Annotated in this window: 22 protein-coding genes; 10 read left to right on the plus strand and 12 right to left on the minus strand. The window is 57.0% G+C overall.

Going from position 1 to position 20690, the window contains the following annotated elements; translation table 11 throughout:
* Window position 1: 1 nt before the first annotated feature.
* Window positions 2-484 carry a GAF domain-containing protein gene (locus tag AP059_RS07755; RefSeq protein ID WP_048398702.1) on the minus strand — a complete coding sequence of 161 codons (483 nt, stop codon included), beginning with the start codon at window positions 482-484 and terminating at the stop codon, window positions 2-4.
* Window positions 477-1370 (minus strand): ATP-binding protein, encoded by an 894-nt coding sequence (locus AP059_RS07760; protein ID WP_059762722.1) that lies wholly within the window; start codon window positions 1368-1370, stop codon window positions 477-479. Before AP059_RS07760 ends, AP059_RS07755 begins: the two co-directional genes overlap by 8 nt.
* A gap of 168 nt (window positions 1371-1538) precedes the next feature.
* Here AP059_RS07760 and AP059_RS07765 point away from each other — a divergent pair, with 168 nt between their 5' ends.
* Complete coding sequence (locus AP059_RS07765) at window positions 1539-3854, plus strand: response regulator (protein ID WP_059762723.1); 2316 nt, start codon at window positions 1539-1541, stop codon at window positions 3852-3854.
* A gap of 71 nt (window positions 3855-3925) precedes the next feature.
* On the opposite strand, the gene AP059_RS07770 is transcribed toward AP059_RS07765, so the two are convergent.
* Both AP059_RS07770 and msrB read right to left on the minus strand, forming a co-directional pair.
* Complete coding sequence (locus tag AP059_RS07770) at window positions 3926-4426, minus strand: glutathione peroxidase (protein ID WP_059762724.1); 501 nt, start codon at window positions 4424-4426, stop codon at window positions 3926-3928.
* Between the two features lie 25 nt (window positions 4427-4451).
* Entirely contained in the window at window positions 4452-4847 is a 396-nt protein-coding gene (msrB, locus tag AP059_RS07775; protein WP_059762725.1) for a peptide-methionine (R)-S-oxide reductase MsrB, read from the minus strand.
* Between the two features lie 219 nt (window positions 4848-5066).
* Here msrB and AP059_RS07780 point away from each other — a divergent pair, with 219 nt between their 5' ends.
* Together AP059_RS07780 and htpX are read left to right on the plus strand one after the other, a co-directional pair.
* Window positions 5067-6278: a pyridoxal phosphate-dependent aminotransferase gene (locus AP059_RS07780; RefSeq protein WP_048362988.1), complete on the plus strand. Its 1212-nt coding sequence runs from the start codon at window positions 5067-5069 to the stop codon at window positions 6276-6278.
* A 313-nt stretch (window positions 6279-6591) separates the two neighbouring features.
* Complete coding sequence (gene htpX, locus AP059_RS07785) at window positions 6592-7479, plus strand: protease HtpX (protein ID WP_059762726.1); 888 nt, start codon at window positions 6592-6594, stop codon at window positions 7477-7479.
* Window positions 7480-7545: 66 nt separating this feature from the next.
* Here the strand turns inward: htpX and AP059_RS07790 are convergent, their stop codons facing one another.
* Window positions 7546-8205 (minus strand): thiopurine S-methyltransferase, encoded by a 660-nt coding sequence (locus tag AP059_RS07790; protein WP_059762727.1) that lies wholly within the window; start codon window positions 8203-8205, stop codon window positions 7546-7548.
* Window positions 8206-8306: 101 nt separating this feature from the next.
* Here AP059_RS07790 and AP059_RS07795 point away from each other — a divergent pair, with 101 nt between their 5' ends.
* Window positions 8307-9074 (plus strand): DODA-type extradiol aromatic ring-opening family dioxygenase, encoded by a 768-nt coding sequence (locus AP059_RS07795; RefSeq protein WP_059762728.1) that lies wholly within the window; start codon window positions 8307-8309, stop codon window positions 9072-9074.
* A gap of 167 nt (window positions 9075-9241) precedes the next feature.
* Here the strand turns inward: AP059_RS07795 and AP059_RS07800 are convergent, their stop codons facing one another.
* Window positions 9242-10912 (minus strand): DEAD/DEAH box helicase, encoded by a 1671-nt coding sequence (locus AP059_RS07800; protein WP_048362984.1) that lies wholly within the window; start codon window positions 10910-10912, stop codon window positions 9242-9244.
* A 361-nt stretch (window positions 10913-11273) separates the two neighbouring features.
* Entirely contained in the window at window positions 11274-12029 is a 756-nt protein-coding gene (locus AP059_RS07805) for a spermidine synthase (protein ID WP_059762729.1), read from the minus strand.
* A 160-nt stretch (window positions 12030-12189) separates the two neighbouring features.
* On the opposite strand from AP059_RS07805, the gene AP059_RS07810 reads away from it, so the two are divergent.
* Entirely contained in the window at window positions 12190-13536 is a 1347-nt protein-coding gene (locus AP059_RS07810; RefSeq protein WP_059762730.1) for a class II 3-deoxy-7-phosphoheptulonate synthase, read from the plus strand.
* A gap of 72 nt (window positions 13537-13608) precedes the next feature.
* Here the strand turns inward: AP059_RS07810 and AP059_RS07815 are convergent, their stop codons facing one another.
* Window positions 13609-13788: a DUF1127 domain-containing protein gene (locus tag AP059_RS07815; RefSeq protein ID WP_059762731.1), complete on the minus strand. Its 180-nt coding sequence runs from the start codon at window positions 13786-13788 to the stop codon at window positions 13609-13611.
* A gap of 96 nt (window positions 13789-13884) precedes the next feature.
* On the opposite strand from AP059_RS07815, the gene AP059_RS07820 reads away from it, so the two are divergent.
* Window positions 13885-14742: a LysR family transcriptional regulator gene (locus AP059_RS07820; RefSeq protein WP_048362980.1), complete on the plus strand. Its 858-nt coding sequence runs from the start codon at window positions 13885-13887 to the stop codon at window positions 14740-14742.
* Here the strand turns inward: AP059_RS07820 and AP059_RS07825 are convergent.
* The 3 genes from AP059_RS07825 to earP form a co-directional block, all read right to left on the minus strand.
* Window positions 14732-15466, minus strand: a complete 735-nt coding sequence (locus AP059_RS07825) for a sulfite exporter TauE/SafE family protein (RefSeq protein ID WP_371260626.1) — start codon at window positions 15464-15466, stop codon at window positions 14732-14734. The genes AP059_RS07820 and AP059_RS07825 overlap by 11 nt on opposite strands.
* A 161-nt stretch (window positions 15467-15627) precedes the next feature.
* Window positions 15628-16200, minus strand: coding sequence for an elongation factor P (locus AP059_RS07830; protein WP_016780001.1), 573 nt, complete (start codon window positions 16198-16200; stop codon window positions 15628-15630).
* A gap of 49 nt (window positions 16201-16249) precedes the next feature.
* A complete protein-coding gene (gene earP / locus AP059_RS07835) occupies window positions 16250-17383 on the minus strand; it encodes an elongation factor P maturation arginine rhamnosyltransferase EarP (RefSeq protein WP_059762733.1) in 1134 nt (377 codons plus the stop codon).
* 134 nt (window positions 17384-17517) lie between these two features.
* On the opposite strand from earP, the gene AP059_RS07840 reads away from it, so the two are divergent.
* Window positions 17518-17919, plus strand: coding sequence for a hypothetical protein (locus AP059_RS07840; RefSeq protein WP_048362977.1), 402 nt, complete (start codon window positions 17518-17520; stop codon window positions 17917-17919).
* Window positions 17920-17943: 24 nt separating this feature from the next.
* Window positions 17944-18426 carry a GreA/GreB family elongation factor gene (locus tag AP059_RS07845; protein ID WP_059762734.1) on the plus strand — a complete coding sequence of 161 codons (483 nt, stop codon included), beginning with the start codon at window positions 17944-17946 and terminating at the stop codon, window positions 18424-18426.
* Between the two features lie 55 nt (window positions 18427-18481).
* Here the strand turns inward: AP059_RS07845 and AP059_RS07850 are convergent, their stop codons facing one another.
* Window positions 18482-18736 (minus strand): hypothetical protein, encoded by a 255-nt coding sequence (locus tag AP059_RS07850; RefSeq protein WP_048362975.1) that lies wholly within the window; start codon window positions 18734-18736, stop codon window positions 18482-18484.
* 177 nt (window positions 18737-18913) lie between these two features.
* Between AP059_RS07850 and AP059_RS07855 the strand changes: the two genes are divergently transcribed.
* On the plus strand, window positions 18914-19234 hold the full coding sequence (locus AP059_RS07855) for a DUF883 family protein (RefSeq protein ID WP_048362974.1): 321 nt from the start codon (window positions 18914-18916) through the stop codon (window positions 19232-19234).
* Window positions 19235-19393: 159 nt separating this feature from the next.
* Window positions 19394-20596 (plus strand): MFS transporter, encoded by a 1203-nt coding sequence (locus AP059_RS07860; RefSeq protein ID WP_059762735.1) that lies wholly within the window; start codon window positions 19394-19396, stop codon window positions 20594-20596.
* Window positions 20597-20690 lie beyond the last annotated feature (94 nt).

Genomic DNA, 20690 nt, shown 5'->3' on the forward strand with positions numbered 1-20690 from the left:
CTCAGCAATCGCTCAAACGCAAAAAGATGGCCGCAAGTGCTTCGATGCCTTGCTGATCCTGCGCTGAAAAACGCCCGATGCTCGGGCTGTCCAGATCCAGCACACCGATCAAACGACCGTCCTTGATCAAAGGCACCACCAATTCACTGTTGGACGCGCTGTCGCAGGCAATATGCCCTGCGAACGCGTGTACATCCTCAACCCGCTGGGTCTCTCGGGTTGCGGCCGCAGCACCGCACACACCCCGACCAAACGGGATGCGCACACAGGCGATCTGGCCCTGAAAAGGTCCCAGTACCAACTCTTCATTGCGATTGAGGTAAAACCCGGCCCAATTCAAATCATCGAGCTGGTGATACAAAAATGCCGAAAACTGTGCGGCATTGGCAATAAAGTCACGCTCATCAGCCAACAAGGACTCCAGTTGCGCCTTCAACAAGGCATAACCGTCCAAACCATCACCTGTTGCGTTCAAATCAATCATTCGGTTGCTCCAACAATTTCAATCCAACCCAGTAGCGTGCGAACTGGTAAGCGCAGCGTCCATTACGATTGCCACGCCCGGTTGCCCAGCGCACAGCCAAAATATCCAGTGCCTCATTGCGCTCCCACTGCAAACCGGCCTTGCCCGCCAACACGCCGATCCAGTGTTCAACCACGCTCAGAAAATGCTCCTGCGTAAACGGGTAAAACGACAGCCACAGGCCAAATCGATCAGACAACGCAATCTTGTCTTCCACGGCTTCGCTGGGATGCAGTTCACCGTCGACGTGTTTCCAGTTTTCGTTGTCGCTTTCTTTTTCTGGCACTAAATGCCGACGGTTAGACGTGGCATACAACAGAACGTTTTCCGGGGCTTGCTCAAGGGAGCCATCCAGCACGCTTTTCAGCACGCGGTAATCGCCCTCGCCGGCCTCGAAAGACAAGTCATCACAAAACAGTACAAAACGTTGCTCCAGACCTTGCAGGGCTTCAACCACGCGAGGCAGGTCAGCCAGGTGATCGCGCTCGATTTCAATCAGGCGCAACCCGTGCGAGGCGTATTCGGCCAGCAACGCCCGAATCAAGGAGGACTTACCCGTGCCGCGCGACCCCCAAAGCAATGCATGGTTGGCCGGTAAACCGTCCAGAAATTGTTTAGTATTGCGGCCCAATTGATCGCGCTGCTGATCGACGCCAATCAAGTCGCTAAGACGCATCTGAAGGCTGACGTCCAGCGGCATCAAATAACCCGTACGCCCTTCGCGCTGCCAGCGTGCGGCGAGAGAGCGATCCCAATCCACCGGTTGGCGGATCGCCGGCAGCAACGGTTCAATACGCGCAAGCACCGCGTCAGCACGCTCAAGAAAGGCATTCAGTTTAGAATCCACAACATCTCCTCAGACTGATACACACAAAGCGCATTGATGGAGTGGACACGGATGCCCATCCCCGGATTAGCGGATACGTAATTACCAGCGGTTAACTGGGCAAAGTCTGCCAGCTAACCTGTTAATCTCTTGCCAGCCGACAGGACATGGAAACAGGTACAGCACCTTATGGACATAAAACTCACCCATCGCCTGTCGTTCAAACAGGCGCGGCTGACAGTGCTGGTCGGCTTTGTACTGGGAACGCTGCTCAGCCTGCTGCAAATCGGCATCGATTATGCCAGCGAAAACGCTGCCATCAATCGTGAAATCTATTCCTTGCTTGAGATCAGCCATAACCCGGCTTCACGGATTGCCTACAATCTGGACTCAGAGCTGGCTCAAGAGTTAGTGCTGGGGCTGTTACGCTCGCCTGCAATCATCGGCGCGCAACTGAGCGACAACGATAAGTCGGTGCTGGCATCGGTGCAGGATCAGCCCGAATCCGGGCGCTACCGGGCACTCAGTGACTTCCTGTTCGGGGCCAATCGTTCGTTTGATGACCGGCTCTACTTCAATCACATGCCGCAACAAAGCGTTGGCGTGCTGCACCTTGAGGTAGACACCTACCCTTTTGGCAGCCGTTTTTTACACCGGGCCGAAGTGACCTTGCTCAGCGGCTTCGCCCGCAGCCTCATCCTGTCAGGCATTTTACTCGGCCTGTTTTACGTGATGCTGACCCAGCCATTGGTGCGGGTGATCCGTGAGCTGAGCAACAGCAAACCCGGCGACCCTCAACCTTCACGTATCCATTGCCCGCCTGGCCACGAAGACGATGAAATCGGGGTGCTGGTCAACGTTGCCAATCAGCAGTTTGATGCACTGGTGCGTGAGATCGAACAGCGGCGCAGCGCCGAAAACCGTCTGAACGAATACCTGGCGCAGCTGGAACACATCGTGTCGGCCCGCACCCAGCAATTAAAAGCGATCAATGACCGCCTCAGCCAGTCCAATGAAGAACTGGAAGCCGCCCGCAGCACAGCGCTGGAAATGGCCCAGGCACGCTCCGCCTTTCTGGCCAATATGAGTCACGAAATACGCACCCCTCTCAATGGGTTGTTGGGCATGCTCGCCCTGACCCTGGACAGCCCGCTCAATGCTGAACAACACCAGCAGCTGTCGATTGCCCATGATTCGGGCAAAGTGCTGGTCGAGCTGCTCAACGATATTCTCGACCTGTCCAAATTCGACGCCGGGCAATTGGAACTGGAGCACATTGCGTTCGATCTTGGAACGCTGGTTGAAGACACCGCCAACCTGCTGTCGCAGAACGCTGCGCCCAGCGTCGAGCTAACGTGCCTGATCGACCCGCAGTTCCCGGCGCTGGTATTGGGCGATCCGACGCGGGTGCGTCAGATCGTCAGCAACTTGTTATCCAACGCCCTGAAGTTCACCCGGTTCGGGCGGGTGGATGTGCGCCTGAGCGCACAGCATGATCGCGTGCGTATCGAGGTCTGCGACACAGGGATTGGGATTGCTCAAGAGGCACAGGCCAGAATCTTTCAACCTTTTACCCAAGCGGGCGCCGGTATCACTCGCCAGTACGGCGGCACAGGCTTGGGCCTGGCATTGACCAACAGCCTGTGTGAAGTCATGCAAGGGCGCTTGACCATCAGCTCCGAAGTGGGTTTTGGCAGTCAGTTCTGCGCTGAACTGCCCCTGCCCTGCCACACAGAGGCGATTACGCCCAAACCCCTTTTGGGTAACGTGATTGCGGTCACAACCGCGAGCAGTGGCCTGGCAGAGTTGCTGAGCAGCCTGTTGCCGATCTGGGGCCTGAAATTTCAGCGCTTTTCGATAGACGACTCCTTGGCCAAGGTCAATCCTGACTTGTTGATCACGGACTGCCCCGAATGCCTGTTTGGCTTACGCCCGGCGATCAGCACACCGATTTTACTGGTCACCGCCTATGGCAATTTCATGCCGAGCGATCAGGTCAATGCACTGGCGCCGCTCCAGCAGAAAGCCCGGCCCCTTTCGCGTAAAGCGCTCTATCAAACCTTGCAGCACTTATTGCAAAAAGACGATGACGAGACCTTGCGCGCCCCGACCCACCTCCAGCCCGCACCGCACCGGGCACGCATTCTATTGGTGGAAGACAACCCGGTTAACCAGTTGGTCGCCAAAGGAATGCTGAGCAAACTGGGCTGCGAAGTAATGGTTGCTGCCCACGGTGGGGAAGCCTTGAGGCAGTTGGCACAGCATCGTTTTGATCTGGTGCTGATGGACTGCAACATGCCCGTTATGGATGGCTATGAAGCCAGCCGGCAAATACGCCAAAGCGAGCTTTGGGCTGACCTGCCGATAGTTGCTCTGACAGCCAATGCCATGCCTGAGGAACGTGAACGTTGCCGCACCGCCGGCATGAACGACTACCTGTCCAAGCCGTTCCGGCGTGAAGAATTGCAAGCGCTGCTCGATACCTGGGTGCCGCTCAAGCCTTAGGCGAAGGGCGTGGGTGCCAATGAGTGAGAAACGGGGCTACCGCGCCTACATAAACACCTCAGCCATCGCCTTTACGGCCGCACCTCCACACGCAGCAGTGATTCGATGTCAGCTTTCAAGGCATCGGGTTTCGTCGCAGGGGCATAGCGTTTGATACTGCGACCGTGCTCACCGATCAAAAACTTGGTGAAGTTCCACTTGATGCCTGTGGAACCCAGCAATCCAGGGGCGCGCTGTTTGAGGGCAGTAAACAGAGGGTGCGCCTGAGGGCCATTGACTTCGACTTTTTTGAACAACGGGAAGCTCACGCCAAAGTTCACCTCGCAAAATTGCAAGATTGCCGCTTCATCCCCGGGTTCCTGTTGCCTGAACTGGTTGCAGGGAAACCCCAGAATGACCAAACCTTGATCCTTATACTGCTGCCACAGCGCTTCCAGCCCTTTGTACTGTGAGGTAAACCCGCAGTTGCTCGCGGTATTAACCACCAACACGGCTTTGCCCGCGAAGTCGGCCAAGGTCTTTTGCTCACCGCTCAGTGTGGTGCAAGCAATGTTCCACAGGTTGTCAGTCATGACGCCACCCTCGATAACGTGAAGTTCAGTCGCGCGCCACGAAGTCCAGGCACACCGAGTTGATGCAATAACGCAAACCGGTAGGGGGCGGGCCGTCAGGAAATACGTGGCCCAAATGCGCATCACATTTGGCACACGTCACTTCAGTGCGGACCATGCCGTGGCTCACATCACGAATCTCGACCATCGCACACTCGCCAATGGGTTGATAAAAGCTTGGCCAACCGCAGCCTGAGTCAAACTTGGCCGCAGAGTCGAACAACGGCTCATTACAACAAATGCAATGGTAAACACCGTCCGCTTTGGTGGCGTTGTACTTGCCGGAGAATGGCCGCTCGGTGCCTTTGAGGCGGCACACGTTGTATTGCTCCGGGTCGAGCATGGCCTTCCAATCGTCCAGTGTTTTTTCCAACTTTTGCATGCTTAAGCCCCTATAGCTGAAAAACCCCGACCAGTGGCTTTTCCAGGGGTCGGGTGGCACGTATGATTGCGCCTCGTTAAGCGCCAGTCTGGCACCCGCGTTATGTGCATTCAAACGGATTCTTGAAGCAAAGCGGGTTGCCGCTGTGTGAAGACACAGAATTTCCCAGTGCAGGCGTCACGTCCTGGCTGGATCGTTCATTTTCGGGATCACATCGCCATGCAGGTCAGCAAATCAAACAAGCTCGCCAACGTCTGTTATGACATTCGCGGCCCAGTGCTCAAGCACGCCAAACGTCTGGAAGAGGAAGGCCACCGCATCCTCAAGCTGAATATCGGCAACCCGGCGCCATTTGGTTTTGAAGCGCCGGACGAAATCCTTCAGGACGTGATCCGCAATTTGCCTACCGCTCAGGGCTACAGCGACTCCAAAGGCCTGTTCAGCGCCCGCAAAGCCGTGATGCAGTACTACCAGCAAAAGCAGGTAGAAGGCGTGGGCATTGAAGACATCTACCTGGGTAATGGCGTCTCCGAACTCATCGTGATGTCGCTGCAAGCGTTGCTCAACAATGGCGATGAAGTGCTGGTGCCCGCCCCCGATTACCCGCTATGGACCGCAGCGGTAACGCTGGCAGGTGGCCATCCGGTGCACTACCTGTGCGACGAGCAAGCCAACTGGTTCCCTGACCTGGCCGATATCAAAGCCAAAATCACCCCAAACACCAAAGCGATGGTCATCATCAACCCGAACAACCCAACGGGTGCGGTGTATTCCAAAGAGCTGCTGCAAGGTATGTTGCAAATCGCTCGCCAGCACAACCTGGTGGTGTTCTCGGATGAGATCTACGACAAAATTCTGTATGACGATGCCGTGCACATCTGCACTGCGTCGCTGGCACCGGACGTGCTCTGCCTGACCTTTAACGGCCTCTCCAAGTCGTACCGGGTGGCAGGTTTCCGTTCCGGCTGGATCGCTATCTCCGGCCCCAAGCACAATGCCCAAAGCTACATTGAAGGCATCGACATGCTGGCCAACATGCGCCTGTGCGCCAACGTGCCCAGCCAGCATGCCATCCAGACCGCGCTCGGTGGCTACCAGAGCATCAATGACCTGGTGCTGCCCAACGGCCGCTTGCTGGAGCAACGTAACCGTACCTGGGAGTTGCTCAATGACATTCCGGGCGTCAGTTGCGTAAAACCGATGGGCGCGCTGTATGCGTTCCCGCGCATTGATCCAAAAGTCTGCCCGATTCTTAACGACGAGAAATTCGTGCTCGACTTGCTGCTGTCGGAAAAACTGCTGGTGGTGCAAGGCACGGCGTTCAATTGGCCGTGGCCAGATCACTTTCGCGTGGTGACACTGCCACGCGTGGACGAACTGGATCAGGCGATCGGCAGAATCGGTAACTTTCTGAAAACCTACCGTCAGTAATTTCTCTACATGCTGTGCGACGCATCAAATGTCGCACAGCATGTGTCTAATGAAACATTCTTCACTTACTGTACCTTCCGGGCCTTTTCGCGCCTGAATACGCCTTAAAAAATCCTTAAGCCTCGTATCCACTGGGTTTTGTGGGAATTTTTGAGCCTAAAAAAAGTCAATCCGTATTAGGAAATGGCTCTCTTGCAACTAGAATCACGCTGTAGGACACAGTTTGAAATAGTCACTTGGTTGAATAGCCTGTAACAGCACCTTATATACCCCGCATGCGGCAACACCTTAAGACGAGGAGATTCTTACAACCATGATGCGCATTTTGCTGTTTTTGGCCACTAACCTGGCGGTCGTGCTGATTGCCAGCATCACCCTGAGCCTGTTCGGCTTTAACGGGTTCATGGCGGCCAACGGGGTTGATCTGAACCTCAGTCAGCTGTTGGTTTTCTGTGCAGTCTTTGGTTTCGCAGGGTCTCTGTTCTCGCTGTTCATCTCCAAATGGATGGCGAAGATGAGCACAAGCACCCAGGTGATTACTCAACCTCGTACTCGTCATGAACAATGGCTGATGCAAACCGTTGAGCAATTGTCTCGGGAGGCCGGGATCAAAATGCCCGAGGTCGGGATCTTCCCGGCTTATGAGGCTAATGCTTTTGCAACCGGCTGGAACAAGAACGATGCCCTGGTGGCTGTTAGCCAGGGGCTTTTGGAGCGCTTCTCGCCCGATGAAGTGAAAGCCGTGCTGGCTCACGAAATCGGCCATGTGGCCAACGGTGATATGGTCACCCTGGCACTGGTTCAGGGCGTGGTGAACACCTTCGTCATGTTCTTTGCGCGCATTATCGGCAACTTTGTCGACAAAGTGATTTTCAAGAACGATGAAGGCCGAGGCATTGCCTATTACGTTGCGACCATTTTTGCCGAGTTGGTACTGGGCTTCCTGGCCAGCGCCATCGTGATGTGGTTCTCGCGCAAACGTGAGTTCCGGGCAGATGAAGCCGGTGCTCATCTGGCGGGTACCACCGCCATGATCAGCGCCCTGCAACGTCTGCGCTCCGAACAGGGCCTGCCGGTGCATATGCCTGACACCTTGGCCGCCTTTGGTATCAATGGCGGTATCAAGCAGGGCCTGGCGCGCATGTTCATGAGCCACCCGCCGCTGGAAGAACGTATCGATGCATTGCGTCGTCGCGGCTAACCTGACGGCACAGGCACAATAAAAGGGCGACTTCGGTCGCCCTTTTTCATGTTCGACGCAGCGGGCTTAGACGTTTTTTTGCAAGCGATACGCGCGCTCTACCAAACGAGTGGCGCCCTTATTCAGGAAATTCCAGCTCTTGTCCAGAATGTCGGATTGCTCCAGCACCTCCAGCGACCACTCTGGGGTCAGCAGGCGCTGAACCTCTGTATCCGGCACTGAGAATGGCGGCCCCTGCATTTCGGATTGATCGTAGTCGAGAGTAATCAACAGGCCCTGGCAATCGCGCGGCAAGACTTTCGTCAAGTGGGTAACGTAATTTGCTCGCATCTCAGGCGGTAAGGCGATGATTGCCGCACGGTCATATAACCCCTGACACGTCGCCACATCGGCTGCGCTGATCGCAAACAAGTCACCACACATGAGGGTCACAGGCCCCGCCTCATAGACGCTGAAGGCGCCACGCCGGGTAACGTCGGGTTTGAGGTTATGCTCGCTGAAATAGCGCTTTACAGCATCCTCAGACAACTCGACACCCAACACGTGGTAACCGTGAGCGGCCAGCCAGGTGATATCCAGACTTTTCCCACACAAAGGCACCAGCACACGCGCACCTGGCTCTAACCCCAAGGTTGGCCAATAGCGCGCCAAATACGGGTTGACGTGGTCCAGATGAAAGCCAATCTGATTGTTCTTCCACCGGTCGTGCCAAAACTCAGGCTGCATGATTCACCTTTAAATTCGATAGATAAGTACTAAAACTTATATTGGATTTAGATCAATGATCAGGATGAAGATGACGCATCTTAACCTTGAGACATAACGCCATGCTCCCCAGTCTTTTTATCTCCCATGGCTCGCCGATGCTAGCACTCGAACCAGGCGCCAGTGGCCCCGCCCTGACTCGCCTGGCCAGTGAATTGCCACGACCTAAAGCAATTGTAGTGATGTCTGCCCATTGGGAAAGCCCCGAACTGCGCGTTAGCAGCGCCGCAGCGCCTGAAACGTGGCACGATTTTGGCGGCTTCCCTCCTGCGTTGTTTGCCGTGCAATACCCCGCGCCGGGCGAGCCTGCCCTGGCAGCGCGCATTGCTCAAGTGTTACAAGACGGCGGCCTACCCGCACAACTCGACGCCAAACGCCCTTTCGATCACGGCACCTGGGTGCCGCTGTCATTGATGTACCCGGCAGCGGATATTCCGGTTGTACAAATTTCACTGCCCAGCCACAAAGGCCCGGCTTATCAGACAAAAGTCGGTCGCGCTTTGGCGGGTTTGCGTGAAGAAGGCATTTTGCTGATCGGCTCTGGCAGCATTACCCACAACTTGCGTGAGCTTGACTGGCGTGCGGGGCCAGAGAGTATCGAGACGTGGGCCAAAGATTTTCGTGACTGGATGATTGAAAAGCTCACCCATGATGACGAGGCAGCGCTGCACGACTATCGCCGCCAGGCGCCAAATGCCGTACGCAGCCACCCGAGTGACGAGCACTTGCTGCCGCTTTATTTCGCTCGCGGTGCCGGGGGGGCTCCTCGTATTGAACACGAAGGCTGGACGATGGGCGCTCTGGGGATGGACATCTATCGGTTCGGGTGAACCTGCAATCGCTCCAACGCGATCCGATTGAGCATAGAGCCGTCTCAGTCAACACTCGCAGCTTGGGTGCCTTGGCTGCAACTACGGGCAGCCACCAAAAAAGGCAGGCAAAAAAAATCCCCGAACCAGTCGGGGATTTTTTTAGCGATCAATCACTGCAACAGTGATTAATCTTCGCGATAGCGACGCAGCTTGAGCTGCTTGCCTGCAACGCGAGTATCTTTGAGCTTGGCCAGCAGTTTTTCCAGGCCATCTTCCGGCAGTTCTACCAGGCTGAAGCTATCACGCACTTGAATGCGACCGATGGCTTCACGTGCCAGACCACCCTCGTTGAGGATAGCGCCCAGCAGGTTCTTGGCAGCGATGCCATCACGCGCACCCAGCGCGGTACGGCAACGAGCACGGCCTTCGGCCAATGCAACCGGAGCGCGACGCTCACGATCACCGCGGTCCGGACGGTCACCCGAACGCTCGGAACGCTCACGCGGTGCACTGTTAGGCACCAGTGGGCGATCACGCTCGATGGCAGCCAAGGTCAGCGCCTGACCATTGGTGGCTTTGCGCAACAGCGCTGCGGCCAATGCACGTGGGCTGCAACCGATATCGGCAATCAGGCGATCCAGCAGATCACCGTGAGTCGATTCAGCGTCAGCCACCAGCGGCGTCAGGCTGTTGGTCAGTTTCTTGATGCGAGCATCGAGAACAGCTTGAGCATCCGGCAGGCGGACTTCAGCAACCTTTTGACCGGTTACACGCTCGATCACTTGCAGCATGCGACGCTCACGCGGCGTAACCAGCAACAGGGCGCGACCTTCGCGACCGGCACGGCCAGTACGGCCGATACGGTGAACGTAGGACTCTGGATCGTAAGGCATGTCAACGTTGAACACGTGGGTGATACGTGGAACGTCAAGACCACGTGCCGCTACGTCGGTCGCCACAACGATGTCCAGACGGCCATCTTTGAGGGATTCGATAACGCGCTCACGCTGGTTCTGAGCAATGTCACCGTTCAGCGCAGCAGCTTTATAGCCTTTGGCTTCCAGGGCACTGGCCAGGTCCAGGGTCGCTTGCTTGGTGCGCACGAACATGATCAGGGCGTCGAAATCTTCAACTTCCAGCAGGCTCAATACAGCCGAGGTCTTCTGGTCAGCGTGAACCAACAGGTGAGCCTGTTCGATCGCGGTAACGGTCTGAGTCTTGGTCTGAATCTTCACGTGTTGCGGGTCGCGCAGGTGGCGCTCAGCAATGGCACGGATCGACTGCGGCAAGGTCGCCGAGAACAATACGGTCTGGCGAGTCGCTGGCAAGGCCTTGAAGATCACTTCAAGGTCATCCATGAAGCCCAGCTTGAGCATTTCGTCAGCTTCGTCGAGAACCAGGTGGTTCACGGTCGCCAATACTTTTTCGTCACGACGCAAGTGGTCGCACAGACGGCCCGGTGTGGCGACAACGATTTGTGCGCCATTACGGATTGCTTTCAGTTGTGGGCCCATAGGCGCGCCGCCGTAAACGGCCACAACAGTTACACCCGGCATTTGCTTGGCGTAGGTTTCGAAAGCGGTTGCTACTTGCAGCGCCAACTCACGGGTTGGCGCCAGGATCAGGGCTTGCGGCTCGCGCTTAGCAGGATCGATGCGGTGCAGGATCGGCAGGGCGAACGCGGCGGTTTTACCCGTACCGGTTTGCGCCTGACCAATCATGTCGTGACCGGCCATGATGATCGGGATCGATTGCTGCTGAATAGCCGAAGGTTCTTCGTAGCCAGTTGCTGCAACGGCTGCAAGAATGTTCGGATTAAGATTAAAAGCGGCGAAGCCGCCGGTTTCCTGGGTCATGGGTCTGCCTCTAAGTGCATCCGCAAAGACCCATGCTCCAAAGCTGCGCATGCCGTGTAAGACTCAAGAGTCGCCCTGGCTGCTTTGTCGGCGGGGATTTGCGAAAACGTTTAAATGAATGGAGCGTTCAGGGTTGTCCGCGAAACGGACGAGCAGCCGAAGCGTGCTTCGGGAAATGCGACACCTAAACGTGGCCCGGCTAAAGGCCGGCGCGCACTATACCGGATTTATCCAAAAAAAGAAGTGTTTTTTTAAGGATAAAAGCGCTGAACGCCTCTGTAGACCGGGCCTTGACGATATTTTGCACACTGCAAAATGATTAAACCCTCGCCCGCGGGCTAAAACGTTTCACCTTCGCCCTTCACGTGGCTGGGCGAATGGCCTTGATCAAGGACTCCAGCGAGTAGCCCAAACGCGCAGCCAAGCCCTGGGCCCGCAGCGTCAAAGCCGGCAGCTCCAGCGTTTGTTCCAGATCGGCAGGCACCATCAAAATGACGTTCCCCTCCTTCACCGGCAGCTCCCAATAGTGACGATGGAATAACCCGCGCAGCAGCGCTGCACCCAGCGGTTTGCCATCATCTGTGGCCCACTGGTTGATGATCAGCCAACCGTTGGGGTTGAGCTTGTTCTGGCAGCTTTCAAGAAAGTTCCAGCCCAGATGAGCAGGCGCAGGCCCCAAGTCGTTGTACAGGTCGACAAAGATCAGGTCCGCCGACTCCGCACTTTCCAGCAACTCCTGCGCATCGCCGATGCGAATGTACAAGCGCGGGTCATCGTCCAGCCCAAGGTACTCGATGGCCAGACGCGGGACATCCGGGCGCAGTTCAATGGCTTCGACATCCTCAAGGGGCAAAAACTTCAGACAGGCCTGGGTCAGGGTTCCGGCGCCCAAACCTAGAAACAAGGCACTTTCGGGGGCTTCATGGCACAGCGCGCCAATCAGCATGGCGCGGGTGTAGTCGTATTCCAGCCAGCTGGGATCAGCGGTGAACACGCAACTTTGCTCGATCGCATCGCCAAATTCGAGGAAGCGGTAGTCTTCCACTTCAAGTACTCGAATCATGCCGAAGTCATCATGAACCTCAGCGAGCAGACGCTCAACGCGCTCCTCAGACATTTCCTCTCCTTGCCGCGACCCGGCACAACCCGGGCATCGCTCTAAAAAAACACCACTCGGAGCCGAGCAGAAAGGCGCGATTGTCGGCCATTGCCACGCAACAGGTCACGCACTAATTGCTGATAACATGCGCCATCTCCCCTTGACACTAGAGTCTGCGATGAGCCAACCCTGGACCCCCGACAGCTGGCGCGCCCTGCCAATCCAGCAACAACCGCACTACCCTGATGCCGCGCACGTACTGCGTGTCGAGCAGAGCCTGGCGAGTTACCCGCCACTGGTCTTTGCGGGCGAGGCTCGCGAATTACGCCGTCAGTTTGCCGAGGTCACACAAGGTCGGGCGTTTCTGTTGCAGGGCGGCGATTGCGCTGAAAGCTTTGCCGAGTTTTCCGCCGCCAAAATTCGCGACACGTTCAAAGTGTTGCTGCAAATGGCAATCGTCATGACCTTCGCCGCAGGTTGCCCGGTGGTCAAGGTCGGGCGCATGGCCGGGCAATTCGCCAAGCCGCGTTCGGCCAACGATGAAACGATCAATGGCGTAACCCTGCCAGCGTACCGGGGCGATATTGTTAACGGCATCGGCTTCGATGAAAAAAGCCGCGTGCCGGACCCCGAGCGTCTGGTGCAAGCCTATAACCAGTCAACGGCGACCCTGAACCTGCTGCGCGCCTTTGCCCAGGGCGGCTTTGCCGACCTGCATCAGGTTCACAAATGGAACCTGGACTTCATCGCCAACTCGGCACTGGCGGATAAATACAGCCAATTGGCCAGCCGCATCGACGAAACCTTGGCCTTTATGCGCGCCTGCGGCATGGACAGCTCGCCGCAGTTGCGCGAGACCAGCTTCTTCACGGCTCACGAAGCGCTGCTGTTGAACTACGAAGAAGCGTTCGTGCGTCGCGACAGCCTGACCAACGATTATTACGATTGCTCGGCCCACATGCTGTGGATCGGCGATCGCACGCGCCAGCTCGACGGCGCACATGTCGAGTTCCTGCGCGGGGTCAATAATCCGATTGGGGTCAAGGTTGGCCCGAGCATGAACACCCAAGACCTGATCCGCCTGATCGATATCCTCAACCCGGACAACGACCCGGGCCGTCTCAACTTGATCGTGCGCATGGGCGCCAATAAGGTGGGCGATCACCTGCCAAGCCTGATCCGCGCGGTCGAAGGCGAAGGCAAGCAGGTGCTCTGGAGCTGTGATCCGATGCACGCCAACACGATCAAGGCCAGCAGCGGTTACAAGACCCGCGACTTCGCGCAGATCCTCGGCGAGGTGAAGCAGTTCTTCCAGGTGCATGAGGCCGAGGGCAGCTATGCAGGCGGCATTCACATCGAAATGACCGGACAAAATGTCACTGAATGCATTGGTGGCGCGCGTCCGATTACCGAAGATGGCTTGTCGGACCGCTACCACACCCACTGCGACCCACGCATGAATGCCGATCAGTCGCTGGAACTGGCGTTTTTGATTGCCGAAACGCTCAAGCAGGTTAAGCGCTGAGTGAGCACGCAGTTGCGATCTCTTGATGTTAAAAGGATCGCAACCTGCGCCTGCGCCAGCACGGATTGCGGCTCATTTGTTGAACGGGTCTTCCCAAAAATGCCGGTGACTTTCGATTTCAATATCCGCCCGGCTCAACCCCAAATCCTTCAATGTGGCATCACTGACCCGCCGTAAATGTGCGCGTTCGCGCGACAGTTGATGCCAGCGAACCACCCGCGCAAACCAGCCTGCACTTATCTGACCTTTCATCGCTCGAATCCTCCTTGGGGATGGCTCAAGTCTGCGCACAGGCATAAGATCAATCCAACGAATGTTTCTTATGCAATTCATTTGCGAGATTGATCAATGGCTGACTTTCCGAGCATCGACACCGACCTGCTGCGCACGTTTGCAGCCATCGCCGATCACGGTGGATTTACCCGCGCAGCCGAAGCCGTCAACCGCACTCAATCGGCGGTGAGCATGCAAATGAAACGGCTGGAGGAAGACGTGCTGCAATGCCCGCTCTTTCAGCGCGAGGGGCGCAACGTGGTGCTCACTGCCGAAGGGCAGGTGTTACTGGGCTATGCGCGGCGCATTCTTAAATTACACAGTGAGGTGTTCAATACCCTGCGCCAGCCGCAGATGGTGGGCATGATCAAAATCGGCTCGCCGGATGATTATGTGATGCGTTTTTTGCCCGGCATTCTTTCACGCTTTGCCCAGGACTATCCGCTGATCAATGTCGAAGTGCATTGCGAACCTTCAGCGCAGTTGTTGCAGCGTAACGATCTGGACCTGACCATCGTCACCCGCAAACCCGGCTCTGAAAGGGGCCAGATCTTGCGCCAGGAACGCTTCGTGTGGATGGTGGCTCAAGGTTTCTCGCCGCACGAGCAAACGCCCTTGCCCCTGGCGATGTTCAATACCGAGTGCTTTTGCCGGATCTGGGCCTGCAATGCGCTGGATGCATTACAGCGCGAGTACCGCGTTGCCTACACCAGCGCCAGCCTGGCAGCCATCAATGCAGTCGTGAGCACAGGACTTGCGGTGACTGCACAGCTCGAAAGCCTGTTAACGCCCGACCTGCGTATCGTGGGCGAAGCCGAAAACCTGCCGCTCTTGCCTACGGCCAGTATCGTGCTGTTGCGCAAGGCCACCACCACGCCCTCCCCCATCATCGAGTGTTTTGCTCAGTACATCATCGACGGCTTCAAGCCTTGATCGCCAGCAGCCCGGCACAGATCAGCAAAAAGGCGCAGTACATGCCACGCAATACGCGCTCCGGTAGCGCATGGGCCACCTTGACCCCCCAACTGATACTCAACAGGCCACCAATGGCCATCGGCACCCCCATGTGCCAGTTCACTTCATGGTGCACGGCATAGGTGAGCAGCGTGACGCTGGTACTGGGGGCCGCCAGCGCCAGGGACATCCCCTGAGCCACCACTTGCGAAGTGCCGAAGACGCTGGTCAGTACGGGGGCCGCCACCACAGCGCCGCCCACACCGAACAGTCCGCCCGTCGTCCCCGCCAGCGCGCCCAGCACGCCATACCACGGCCAACCGAAGCGAGTGTTTGCAGCGGCTTGCGCCGAAGCGCCATAAAGTTTGATCAGGTTATAGAGGGTGATGGCCAGCAAGAATCCGACAAACCCCCAGCGAATCAGGCTCGGGTCCAGGCCGACCGCGAGCATGGCGCCCAGCCAGGCAAAACAAAAGCTCATCACCACCAAGGGCAGTGCCTGGCGCCAATCGATACGGTTGCGCTGGTTATAGCGGTACAGCGCCACGAACACATTGGGCACCGACATCACCAAGGCCGTGCCCTGCGCCATCTGTTGATCCAGCCCGAACCACAAGCCCAGCACCGGAATGGCAATCAAGCCGCCACCAATGCCGAACAACCCGCCCAGCGCGCCCAAGGCAATCCCCAGCGCGGCATACATTGCAAAATCGATCAGCATTACTGGCCCTCTTGGTGAGCCGCCATGCTACCCAGTCGCTCGCCTGTGGCAAAGCTCAAAACCGGGCCTTGCGCACGATTTCATCCAGCAAAAAAAACCCGACCATAAGGCCGGGCTCTTTTGTGGTGCGGTTAACGCAAGGTTTAAACCTTGGCGCGGCCCTTGTAGGAGCCACCGTCACGGGTGTCGATCTCGATCCAGTCGCCGATTTCAACGAAATCTGCAACGCTCAGCTCGGTACCGTTTTTCAGTTTGGCAGGCTTCATCACCTTGCCCGAAGTGTCGCCGCGCGCGGAACCTTCGGTGTAGTCAACCTGACGCACGATGGTGGTCGGCAGCTCTACGGAAACCAGGCGGTCTTCAAAGAAGATGGCTTCGCAAACATCGGTCATGCCTTCTTCAACGAAAGGCAAAACGGCTTCGATGTCTTCAGCGTTCAGCTCGTACATGGTGTAGTCAGTGGTGTCCATGAACGTGTAGGTGTCGCCGGAGATGAACGACAGGGTCGCTTCTTTGCGATCCAGGATCACGTCTTCCAGCTTGTCATCAGCGCTGTAAACGATTTCAGTTTTGTAGCCGGTCAGCAGGTTCTTCAGCTTGGTCTTCATGATCGCGCTGTTACGGCCCGACTTGGTGAATTCAGCTTTCTGAACCAACCAAGGGTCGTTTTCGAGCTTGATGACGGTGCCGGGTTTAAGCTCTTTACCAGTTTTCATTGCGAGTATCCGAATTTGGATTGAGATTTACAAAAATCTAGGCCGCGTATCATATCCAATTTCTATAAAACAGTACCAGCGCTTGCGCAAGATCAGCCTGCATTGCCTGTTGCAAGCACCAGCGCTCGCTGTGCGCGGTGATTTCAGGCCAGTGTTCAAGCACCGCATTCCAGCTGTGCGCCATGTCAGCGCCAGCGTTCCAGGCCAGCCACAGCTCGGTGAACGCCTGCGCGGCGGGCGCGGACAAGTCTTTGACGTACAACGCCAAAAACGCCTTGAGCTTGATCCAGTGCGCGTCCTCTTCTTGCTGATAGATGTGCCACAGCAGCGGACGACCAGCCCATTGCGCCCGCACAAATGAATCCTCGCCACGCACGGCATTGAAGTCACAACTCCATAAAAGCCGATCGTAATCCTCTTGCCGGACGAACGGCAGTGCCTGAACGCTCAGTTGACCCCGCTGCTCAACCGTTCCAAGTGGCAATTGATCGACATCCAGCCAGCGCAACAGATCCCCCATGATGCGACCTTGCGGCACCAGTAAATGCGTGGGTCGAGCGCCCGCTGCCATCGCCTCCAGCCAGCTGGCCAGCCCGGTGTTTTCGTAAGCAAAGAGCGAAATCAGGTGCGCACCGTCTAACGCATACACCCCCAGCGCCTGCAAAAAAGCACGTCGTGCCTGCGGATCACGCTCAAACGCCTGGCGTCGGGCAATCAGATCTGCTTCTCGCAACAGGCCCCCCGTGCCTTTCTCAAAACCGGGAAAGAAGAACATGCGCTTGAGCCCGTCAGGCCGCAGCGAGGGTAATCCGTGACAACCGGTCACCCAGTCTTCGGCGCTTAAATACTCAAGGTTGATCCACAGCGCAGGCACAGGCCGGGCTTTCATGGCCAGTAGATAAGCCTCTGGCAGTTTGCAGGCAAAGGCTTCGATGACGACATCAGCCACCTGCGCCGCCTCCCACTCCTGCGGCCACCGATGCACCTCAACCCCTTGGCGCCATTGTTGGGTTGCCGTGGCGTCTGCCTCGGGACAAAGCGCGACAAACGCCTGCAAGTCGTCGACCCACAACCGCACGGCCACGTCATGTTCGGCAACCAATTGCCGGGCCAGCCGCCAGGTCACACCAATGTCACCGTAGTTATCGACCACGCTGCAAAAAATATCCCAGGAGGCTTTCATTCCGGGCTCCAACGCTCAAAAGGCGGATTCTCCGCATAAAACAGTCGATACAGAAGCGCTGACACGGATTAATCTGCTCGGCAGTCGTGCGACAATCGCCGCTCGCATCCATTCGCGCCTGCCAGGAGGCTGCCATGCCCGCTCGTCCGATTGCTCGCCGTCGACTGTCTGTCAGGTTAAGCCCGTTGTCGTTGATCGGCTGTATCGCCGCTGGCCTTTGGCTAGGTTGCATGGCGATTGCACTGACCGGCTGGCTACTTTATCGCACGCTCGGGCCTGCCCCTCTGGCGCCAGTGGTCAACGACCTGCGCCAAATCATCCAACCGCAACCGCCCGTTCAAACGCCCGAAGCCAGCAACGTGATGTTTGAGCAGTACCAGCAAAATCTTTATCAAAGCGAGCAACAGCAACGCCTTGACCAAGCGCGCAGCAACTATCGCAACCTGTCCAACCCAACGTGCCAGTTTTGGTTACAGCAAGACCAAAATGCCCCAACCGATAAAAGCCGGGCTAATGTGCTGCGCTTTTGCAATTAACCTCAGACATAAAACGCCCCCCTTATGAACAAGACTGTTGTGCACCGCCTGCTACTGGAAAAGCTTGAGGTTGACCTCGATGTACTCCAGCGCGCCGCTCAAACGGCTTATGAAGCCGCCACGCACGAAGAGAATGTCGCGGAAAACAAATACGACACGCTGGGTCTGGAAGCCTCGTATCTGGCGACGGGGCAAGCACGCAGGGTTGAGCAGATCCGCCAGTCGCTGAAAAGCTGCCGGACAATGGCGCTAGAACCGTTCAATGCGGCGCGCGGGATTCAGGTCGGCGCGCTGGTCAACCTGGAAGCCGAAAACGGCAATGCGCAGCATCTATTTCTGGCGCCTGATGCCGCCGGCCTCACGCTCTGTGTTGAGGGGCAAACCGTGACGGTTATCACCCCGCATTCGCCGCTAGGCACAGCGCTGCTGGGCAAACAGGTGGACGACGAGGTGCAGATTACCGTGGGCGCTACAGCGCAATACTTCAGCGTCTGCACGATTGACTAGACGGGCTGCGCTGGATCGCGAGCCAGCTTGCGCCTGCGGGGCTACTCGCTGCGACTTACTTGGCAGCCGCCATCAGACGGTTCACTTCACTGCGCACCATGTTGGCGTACTCCGGCGGTGACATCGCGTCCAGTTCCGAGCGCACCCATTCAGCCCACTTGCCCTTGCGTTTGGAGCGCTCACCAAACAAACGCGCCGCATCCCCTTTGGCCTTGCCCAGATTGCTCTGCCAAAGATCAAACAGACGGGACTTTTCATCTTCAAGCGCAGCACGCTCAGCGAGAGACTTATTGGCGAGGTTGAAGCTCATGAGATTTTCCTGCGGCGTAAATTGGGCTACATCTTACACCCTCAAAAGAAGTGTCTCAGCCTGGTTTTTAACTACGCTGTCACCCTAGTACCGCACCCCGTGCAAAAACAGATGCAACTTTTCAGCACGGGACTGACTCCATTACTCATCACCCTTTCACCTGCAAGGAGTACCGCAATGGCTCGAAAAAACGCCGTACACGCCGCTGAAGACCAAATCAAAGACCAGGCTTTCAGTGAGCTGCAAGACCTGATTGCCGAATCGGAAAAACTGCTTAAAGACAGTGCTTCACTGGTCGGCGAAGAGGGTGAAACCCTGCGTGCGCAAGTTGGCCTGAAACTTAAACAGGCGCTGGATTCAGTGAGCAATGTGCGCGAGCGCACCAAGCCCGTCGTGGACGCCACAGAAAATTACATCGGCGGCCATCCGTGGCAGACCGTGGCGATTTCGGCAGGCTTTGGCCTGGTGGTTGGCCTGTTACTGGGGCGCCGCAACTAATCAGGCTTATTGCCCGACTGCGCTGCACCTGCACAGCCCCTCGCCAGCCTGGCGAGGGGCTTTGTTGTTTGAGCCGTTATTTTTTTCGACATACTCAGTGACATTGACGCCCGACAGTCCCGATACTTCACGCCACTCCCAACGCCTTCGAGACAGTCAATGTCAGCCTCAACTGCTGCCACCAAGCCCTTAAGCACCGCCCTGATTCTGCTGATGGCGACCGCCACCGGCCTGGCGGTTGCCAGCAACTATTACGCGCAACCGTTGCTTCACACCATCGCCCAACACATGGGCTTGAGCATGAGCGGCGCTGGCTCCGTGGTCATTACCGCGCAGCTGAGCTACGGCGCAGGCCTTTTGTTGCTGGTACCACTGGGGGACTTGTTCGAGCAACGCCGACTCATTGTGATCATGACGGTACTCAGTGCGCTGGGGCTTCTTTTGAGCGCATTTTCCCCCTCGTTGACTTGGCTGTTACTGGGTACGGCAATTACGGGCCTGTTTTCAGTGTCAGCCCAAATACTGGTAACCATGGGTGCCAGCCTGACAGATCCGCAAAGCCGCGGGCGCGTAGTAGGCACCTTGATGAGTGGCCTGCTGCTGGGGATTTTGCTCGCGCGGACCGTTGCGGGGGCGTTGTCCTCGGCGGGTGATTGGCGAACCATCTACTTGCTGGCGGCAGCACTGATGTTTATCAGCGCCATCGCTTTGTTTGTCGCCCTGCCCAGCCATCACCACAGTGCGGGCTTGAGCTACCCGAAATTGCTGGGATCGGTGTTTCGCCTGTTCGTCGAAGAGCCAGTGCTGCGCCTGAGAGCCGCATTGGGCTTATTGACGTTCTCGCTGTTTGCCTTGTTCTGGACCCCGCTGGCTTTTCTGCTGGCGGTGCCACCCTATAGCTACTCGGACGCTGTGATCGGCCTGTTCGGCCTGGCCGGTGCCGTCGGCGCACTGGCGGCCAGCTGGGCCGGACGCATGGCTGACCGAGGCAAAGGGCAGCAGGCCACCACCGTCGGCTTGCTGGTCCTGCTTGCTAGCTGGCTACCGATGGCGTTTGCCGGCACCTCGTTGACCGCCTTGTTGATCGGCGTGCTGGCATTGGATTTTGCCGTGCAACTGGTTCACGTCAGCAATCAGAATGCGGTGTTTCAAGTCCGTCCTGCTGCGCGTAATCGCCTTAATGCCGGTTACATCACCTGTTATTTCATCGGTGGCGCGCTGGGTTCACTGGTGGGTGCGCAAACCTATCCGGTCTATGGGTGGGATGGCATCGTGCTCGTCGGGGCCGTCATCGCCACATTAACCCTGGCTGTCTGGGGCTACGCCTTGCAACGCGAAAGCAAGCTGCAACCCGTCGACTAGAGAGTGTTACAGCACTTCTCATCACTTGGCTTAGTCGCTAGGATGCATTCCCCCTGAAAATAACCTGCCCGCGCAGACCCTCTTATTGCTCCGA

Source organism: Pseudomonas sp. TAA207 (genome assembly GCF_001529285.1).
GTDB lineage: Bacteria > Pseudomonadota > Gammaproteobacteria > Pseudomonadales > Pseudomonadaceae > Aquipseudomonas > Aquipseudomonas weihenstephanensis.